This window comes from Streptomyces hirsutus (genome assembly GCF_001418415.1).
Classification (GTDB): Bacteria; Actinomycetota; Actinomycetes; order Streptomycetales; family Streptomycetaceae; genus Streptomyces; species Streptomyces hirsutus.
In genome coordinates this window covers 1-6,733 of record NZ_LIQT01000123.1, presented here as the reverse complement: position 1 = coordinate 6,733, position 6,733 = coordinate 1, and the positions used below count along the sequence as shown (strand labels likewise).

6 protein-coding genes and 1 pseudogene are annotated in these 6,733 nt (G+C 70.3%); 1 reads left to right on the top strand and 6 read right to left on the bottom strand.

The window, feature by feature from the left end; genetic code table 11:
- Positions 1-9 precede the first annotated feature (9 nt).
- On the top strand, positions 10-543 hold the full coding sequence (locus AOK11_RS09990; protein WP_079034746.1) for an ATP-binding protein: 534 nt from the start codon (positions 10-12) through the stop codon (positions 541-543).
- Here AOK11_RS09990 and AOK11_RS46385 read toward each other — a convergent pair.
- From AOK11_RS46385 to AOK11_RS09965, 6 genes and pseudogenes are all read right to left on the bottom strand, one after another.
- A pseudogene (locus AOK11_RS46385) lies at positions 457-633 on the bottom strand (NF041680 family putative transposase); the annotation flags it as partial. The gene AOK11_RS09990 and the pseudogene AOK11_RS46385 sit on opposite strands and share 87 nt — an antisense overlap.
- 70 nt (positions 634-703) lie before the next feature.
- Positions 704-1,630 carry a class A beta-lactamase gene (gene bla, locus AOK11_RS09985; protein ID WP_055593304.1) on the bottom strand — a complete coding sequence of 309 codons (927 nt, stop codon included), beginning with the start codon at positions 1,628-1,630 and terminating at the stop codon, positions 704-706.
- Between the two features lie 137 nt (positions 1,631-1,767).
- Positions 1,768-3,552, bottom strand: a complete 1,785-nt coding sequence (locus AOK11_RS09980; protein WP_055593303.1) for an ankyrin repeat domain-containing protein — start codon at positions 3,550-3,552, stop codon at positions 1,768-1,770.
- Positions 3,553-3,691: 139 nt separating this feature from the next.
- Complete coding sequence (gene groL / locus AOK11_RS09975) at positions 3,692-5,317, bottom strand: chaperonin GroEL (RefSeq protein WP_055593302.1); 1,626 nt, start codon at positions 5,315-5,317, stop codon at positions 3,692-3,694.
- A 117-nt stretch (positions 5,318-5,434) separates the two neighbouring features.
- The gene (gene groES, locus AOK11_RS09970; protein WP_055572073.1) at positions 5,435-5,743 is read right to left on the bottom strand and encodes a co-chaperone GroES; all 309 of its coding nucleotides are present in this window, start codon (positions 5,741-5,743) and stop codon (positions 5,435-5,437) included.
- 370 nt (positions 5,744-6,113) lie between these two features.
- Positions 6,114-6,733 (bottom strand): polysaccharide deacetylase family protein (locus AOK11_RS09965; RefSeq protein ID WP_240497280.1); only part of this gene is annotated, 620 nt, incomplete at its 5' end.

Here is a 6,733-nt window from a genome sequence, read left to right as displayed (position 1 = left end):
CTTCGGGGCATGACCACCCCCGCCTTCACTCTCCGCTTCTCCCCCACCCCACGCGGCGCCCGGCTCGCCCGGCGCCTCGCCTCCCAACAGACGGACGCCTGGGGCTGGCCCTACGGCAGCCCGGTGCACGACACCGTCGAGCTGGTCGTCGCCGAACTGGCCGCCAACGCCGTCACCCACGGCCGGGTCCCCGGCAGGGACGCCGAGCTGCGGCTCAGCAGGAACGCGGACGGGACCCGGCTGCGCGTGGAGGTGAGCGACGTGCGCGGAGAGCGGCTGCCCGTCCCCGCGTCGGACGGCGGGCCGCTCGCGGAGGGCGGCCGGGGCCTCGCCCTCGTCGCGGCGCTGGCCGAGGAGTGGGGCGTCGCCGAGCGGCCGGGAGGCCCGGGCAAGACCGTATGGGCGGTGGTTTCCTGCGCCGGTCCGCAACCGGTAGGCCCGACCGGCGGCGCGTTGGACGGACTCGCCTCCGTGCCTGGGCGGGCGGGCCAGGGTGTGCGGCAGCCAGGGTGGGACAGCCCTGCGCGGGACGCGGTCCGATGACATCCGGGCCGGCGCCTGCACGGGCGGGTCCCTCAGGAGGAAGCCGAAGCGGGGAGCTTCGTATCCGGCGTCCGCGATGACGAGAATCTCGTACGAGGACGCGGAGAGGGGCTGATGAACCATCACCTCACGTGTCCCGAACGCCTGCGGAGTCGTTCTCCTACGACAACGTCCTGGTGACCACGGACGCCGCTTCCTCGATCAGCTTGTTGTCGTAGTCGGCGTCTTCCGTACCGCGATTCGACATGATCGCCATGACGATGGGCGCGGCGTCGGGTGGCCACACCACGGCGATGTCGTTGCGGACGCCGTAGACACCGCCTCCGCCGGTCTTGTCGCCGACCACCCAGCCGTGGGGGACGCCCGCCCTGATGAGTTCGTCGCCGGTGGTGTTGGTCCGCAGCCACTTCGTGAGCTGTGCGCGTTCCTTCCTGCCCAGCATGTCTCCGAGAACGAACGCCCTCAGGTCGCCGGCCCACGCGCGGGGTGTGGTGGTGTCCCGCGTGGCGCCCGGGGCCCATTGGTTCAGTTCCGGCTCGCGGCGCTCCACCCGGGTAGCGGTGTCGCCCACCTCTTCGAGAGCGGATGCCAGACCCTTCGGCCCACCGAGCGCGTCGAACAGGAGGTTGGCCGCGGTGTTGTCGCTGTGGCGGACGGCGGCGTCACACAGCTCACGCAGAGTCATCCCGGTATCGACGTGCTTCTCGGTCACGGGAGAGTGGGCAATCAGATCGTCCCTGGAATACGTGATCACCTCGTCCATGCCGCTCAGGGAGTACTTGCGCAGGACGGCAGCGGCGGCGAACGCCTTGAACGTGGAGGCGTAGGCGAACCGCTCGTTGTCGTTGTAGGCCACTTCCCGCCCGTTATCGGTGTCGACCGCGTAGACCCCCAGCCGTGCGCCGTACGTACGCTCCAGTTCCTTGAAGTCGCCGGCGGGCGGTTTCGCGGCCGGAGACTGCCGCGTCGTCGTGGCAGACGGAGCCGGTGAAGTCGGAGTACCGCCGGAGCCGCAAGCCACGAGCGGGAGGACGGCGAGCGCGGCGAACCCGCCCAGAACGGCACGCCGTGCACGTGTGTACTGCATGTTCGAACCTCCGGGTGATCCCGTGGGCAGAGCGCGGAGAGATACGGAGAGATGCGGAGAGAAAGGGCGAAGGGCATGCCCTCGACGTGGGCAAGCGGCGGATCCTTTCGGACAAGGCTCCGCTCTGTCTTCCACCGTCAGCGCCGGAGCCGCGGAGGCAGCTCCACCCAGCGGCGTGGGCTGCGGAGTCCGGCCGCGTCCCGGCCGTCGTCGATGCTCAGGCCGGCCGCGGCACACGCGTAGGCCATGATGTCGGCGCCGTGGGGGAACGCGTGCTTGCGCTGCCAGAAGCGGAAGGTCCAGAAGGCGGCCGGGTCCGACGCGTGCGGCCACAGGCCGATCTCCTCGGACTCGACGACTTCGCCGTCCCGGGCCAGGGTGCCGAAAGTGCCGCCCTTCGGGTTGAAGTACACCCCGTAGGCGGCGGTGCCCGCCGATATCGCCTTCAGCACGGTGTCGTCGCTCGGCATGTACCCGTTCTGCGTGATCACACAGCCACCCGGGGCGCCGTCCACGCCCAGGACGCCCACGTAATGCAGGGACACGTCGTAGTCCGTCGGATCGAAGGGCGCGTCGTCGAGTGCCTGCCTCGGGCACCCTGCGGGGTCGGCACCGAGCCGCCGGATCACCTCGTCCTCGCTCAGGCCCCGTACGAAGCAGATGCCGAGCCCTTCGGTCCACAACTGCTCCTCGCCGAAGGCCGCGATGAGCGCGTCCGCCCTCTGCTGGGCGGCGACCTCCTCGGCGGGCAGCTCCACCGCTCCCGGCAGCTCACGCACCAGAGGTGCGAGCGGTGTGGTCGACAACAGCCGGCCGGGTGACCAGGGTCCCGACTGCGGTGTCCACACATCCGCCCCGGCGTCGATCAGGGCACGGACGGTGCCCTCGTCCACGTTCTGAGCGGCGTACCACAGGGGGGTGTGCTCGTCGTCGTCGCGTGCGTCGACGTCGACGGACGCGTCCCCGTCCCCATCCCCGTCCCCGTCGTGCGTCAGGAGCGCCGTCACCGCTTCCGCCGTTCCCCGCTCCGCCGCCAGGTGCAGCGGGGTGGTGCCGGGCCGTCCGGCGACGGCGGCCGGAGGCGCGCCTCCGGCGAGCCGGGCCCGGATCAGATCCGCGTCTCCCCAGTCCCGGTAGCCCATCCGCTGCCAGTCCGCCCGCGGGACGTAGCGCTGCCGTGCCTCCTCCTCACGACGCAGCGCCTCCAGCTGATACCGGGTCAGGGGTGGTGCCAGGAACGTCGGCGGCCCGCTCATCTCCATCGTGGCGAAAGCACCCGACTGCTGCGCCGATTCCGGCGGGTCGAGGTCCGGCCACACCTCGAGCGCCCGGCTCGACGCGGTACGCAGCGCCGCCACGTCGACGGCGGTGCGGGTCTCGGGCACGGACTCGTCCGGCCACTCGACCACCAGCTCCGCCTCCCCGAGGGGCGGGAGTTCCGCCAGATACAGGTCGACGTCGGTCTTGAACAGGGACCTGTGGGAGTGGTGCAGACCCGGATCGAGCGGAATGAGCCCGACCGCCTGCTCCGTCGTCGCCACGCTCGCCTGCCCCTGCGGCCCGGTGAAGGGGATTCTCCGCGACACCTTCCCGTCCAGCGAGGTCACGCGACGGCCGTCGGAGAACCGCAGACCCACCCGGAGCCCGGACTGCCGCCCCGCGTCCGCGCCCTGCCGGCGGACGCTGCGGAAGACCGCCAGATGCAAGGTGACCGACTGCGGCCACACAGACCATCCCGTCAGCAGCACCCTGGTTTCGGGACCGGCGCCCACGACCTCCAGCTGCGGCACCCACACGGGTGCGAACCGGTCGACGGGCGGCGCATACCGCCCCTCGTCCTCATCCGGCGGTCGTAAGCTCACCCACACGTCCCGCTCGGCGGACGGTTCCTCCGGAAGCACAAGATCGTCGAAGAATCCCATGCGCCGAGCGTGGCACAGGCCACTGACAGCGAGGGCAAGCACGGGCACAGCACGGAGGCCCGGCACCGCTGGGCAGCGGTGCCGGGCCTCCGTGTCTGCTACGGGCGTCTGTCACCGACGTCCGTTACGAGCGCAGTGCTCAGTGGGAGTGGCCGTGGCCGTGCCCACCGGCGGCCGGCTCCTCCTCTTCCTTCTTCTCGACGACCAGGGTCTCGGTCGTCAGGAGGAGGGAGGCGATGGAGGCGGCGTTCTCCAGGGCGGAGCGGGTGACCTTGACCGGGTCGATGACGCCGGACTTGACCAGGTCGCCGTACTCGCCGGTGGCGGCGTTGTAGCCGTTGCCCTTCTCGAGCTCGGCGACCTTGGAGACGATGACGTAGCCCTCGAGGCCGGCGTTCTCGGCGATCCAGCGCAGCGGCTCGACGGCGGCGCGGCGGACGACCGCGACACCGGTGGCCTCGTCGCCGGTCTTGCCGAGGTTGCCCTCGAGGACCTTGACGGCGTGGACGAGCGCGGAGCCACCACCGGAGACGATGCCCTCCTCGACCGCGGCGCGGGTCGCGGAGATGGCGTCCTCCAGACGGTGCTTCTTCTCCTTCAGCTCCACCTCGGTGGCGGCGCCGACCTTGATGACGCACACGCCGCCGGCGAGCTTCGCGAGGCGCTCCTGGAGCTTCTCGCGGTCCCAGTCGGAGTCCGTGGACTCGATCTCGGCCTTGATCTGGCCGATGCGACCGGTCACGTCCTCCTTCTTGCCGCCGCCGTCGACGATCGTGGTGTCGTCCTTGGTGACGGTGACGCGGCGGGCGGAGCCCAGCACGTCCAGGCCGACCTGGTCGAGCTTGAGGCCGACCTCCTCGGAGACGACCGTGGCGCCGGTGAGGACGGCCATGTCCTGCAGCATCGCCTTGCGGCGGTCACCGAAGCCGGGGGCCTTGACCGCGACGGCGTTGAACGTGCCGCGGATCTTGTTGACGACCAGGGTCGACAGGGCCTCGCCCTCGACGTCCTCGGCGATGATCAGCAGCGGCTTGGAGGAGTTGGCCTGGATGACCTTCTCCAGCAGCGGCAGCAGCTCGGCGATGGAGCCGACCTTGCCCTGCGTGATGAGGATGTACGGGTCGTCCAGGACGGCTTCCATGCGCTCCTGGTCCGTCACGAAGTACGGCGACAGGTAGCCCTTGTCGAAGGCCATGCCCTCGGTGAAGTCCAGCTCCAGACCGAAGGTGTTGGACTCCTCGACGGTGATGACACCGTCCTTGCCGACCTTGTCCATCGCCTCGGCGATGAGCTCGCCGACCTGCTGGTCCTGGGCGGACAGCCCGGCGACGGCGGCGATGTCGGACTTCTCGTCGATCGGCCGGGCCGAGGCGAGCAGGTCCTCGGAGACGGCGGCGACGGCGGCGTCGATGCCCTTCTTGAGGGCGGCCGGGGAGGCGCCGGCGGCGACGTTGCGCAGGCCTTCGCGGACCAGGGCCTGGGCCAGCACGGTCGCGGTGGTCGTACCGTCACCCGCGATGTCGTTGGTCTTGGTCGCCACCTCCTTGACCAGCTGGGCACCGAGGTTCTCGAACGGGTCCTCGACCTCGACCTCGCGGGCGATCGTGACACCGTCGTTGGTGATGGTGGGGGCGCCGAACTTCTTGTCGATGACGACGTTGCGGCCCCTGGGGCCGATCGTCACCTTCACCGTGTCGGCAAGCTTGTTGACGCCGCGCTCAAGGGCGCGACGGGCGTCCTCGTCGAACTTCAGGATCTTCGCCATGGCAGCGGGAGCCCTCTCGGAAATCTGGGGTGAAAAAACACTGCGCCCCGGGCGCCCGGCTCAGTAAGCGTGTCGGGACCAGGGGCGCAGTTCGGAGCAAATCTGCTACGAGGTGACTTACTTCTCGATGATCGCGAGAACGTCGCGGGCCGAGAGGACGAGGTACTCCTCGCCGTTGTACTTCACCTCGGTGCCGCCGTACTTGCTGTACAGCACGATGTCGCCGACGTTCACGTCGAGTTCGACGCGCTTGCCGTCCTCGATGCGGCCGGGACCGGTGGCCAGGACAACGCCCTCCTGGGGCTTCTCCTTGGCCGTGTCCGGAATGACCAGGCCCGAAGCCGTGGTCTGCTCGGCGTCGAGCGGCTGGACCACAATGCGGTCCTCGAGCGGCTTGATGGCAACCTTGGAGCTGGCGGTCGTCACGATCCGACCTCCCCCTTCGGAGATCTCACGGGGTTAACTGTCTGAGGTGGCGACCAGGTGGATCCGTCGTCGCGGGTGCCGGACCTGCCCGTCGCTGTGTTGGCACTCTCCAGGGGGGAGTGCCAGAACCGAGACTATGACCGCGATTAGCACTCGGTCAAGCGGAGTGCCAATTCACTGCGTGGCGTCGCCGGGTTTTCCGGGTACGCCAGTCCGAGAAGTCGGCCTGTGTTCGAGTGCTCGCCCCCTGGGGGTTGCCGTCCCCGGACCCCCGTTCCGGCCCGAACGGTCTCGCCCTCGATCTCCCCGAGCTCCACGCGCAGGGGCACCCCCGGACGGGCCCGTTCACCGGACGTGGTGACGGGCCCGTTCACCGGACGTAGTCCTCCAGCCTCCCGACCCTCAGCCCCTGCTCCTCCAGTTCGCGCAGCAAACGCGTCGTCCGTTCCGCGAGGGTCAGCGGCGGGATCTCGCCCGCGGGGACGGAGATGATGTCGCCGGGAGCCAGGCGGTGGGCGCCGCGGACGTACGTGAGGGTGCCGTCGCCCTCCAGGGTGACCCGCCAGAGCACGACCGCCGCGATGCCGCAGTCGGCGGCGGCCCGGAGGGTCGTGGCGTCGTACGCGCCGTAGGGCGGGCGGAACAGGTGGGGGCGGATGCCGAAGCGGGACGTGAGCTTGCGCTGCTGGCCGCAGATCTCGGCGCGTTGACCGGCGTAGGGCAGGCCGCGCAGGGCGGGGTGGTCGAGGGTGTGGTTCTGCAGGCTCGCGCCGACCGAGCGCAGCCGGGCGAAGTGGCCGTAGCCGGGTCCCACCACGCTGTCCGTGAGGAACATGCTGACGGGGAGGCGGCGCCGGCGTACGAGGTCGATGAAGCGGGGGTCGCGTTCGGCGCCGTCGTCGTAGGTCAGGAAGACGACCTTGTCCCGGGTCGGGACATGGTCGACGACGGGCGGACTGCCGGGGCCACGGTGGCCCTGATCAGGGCCAC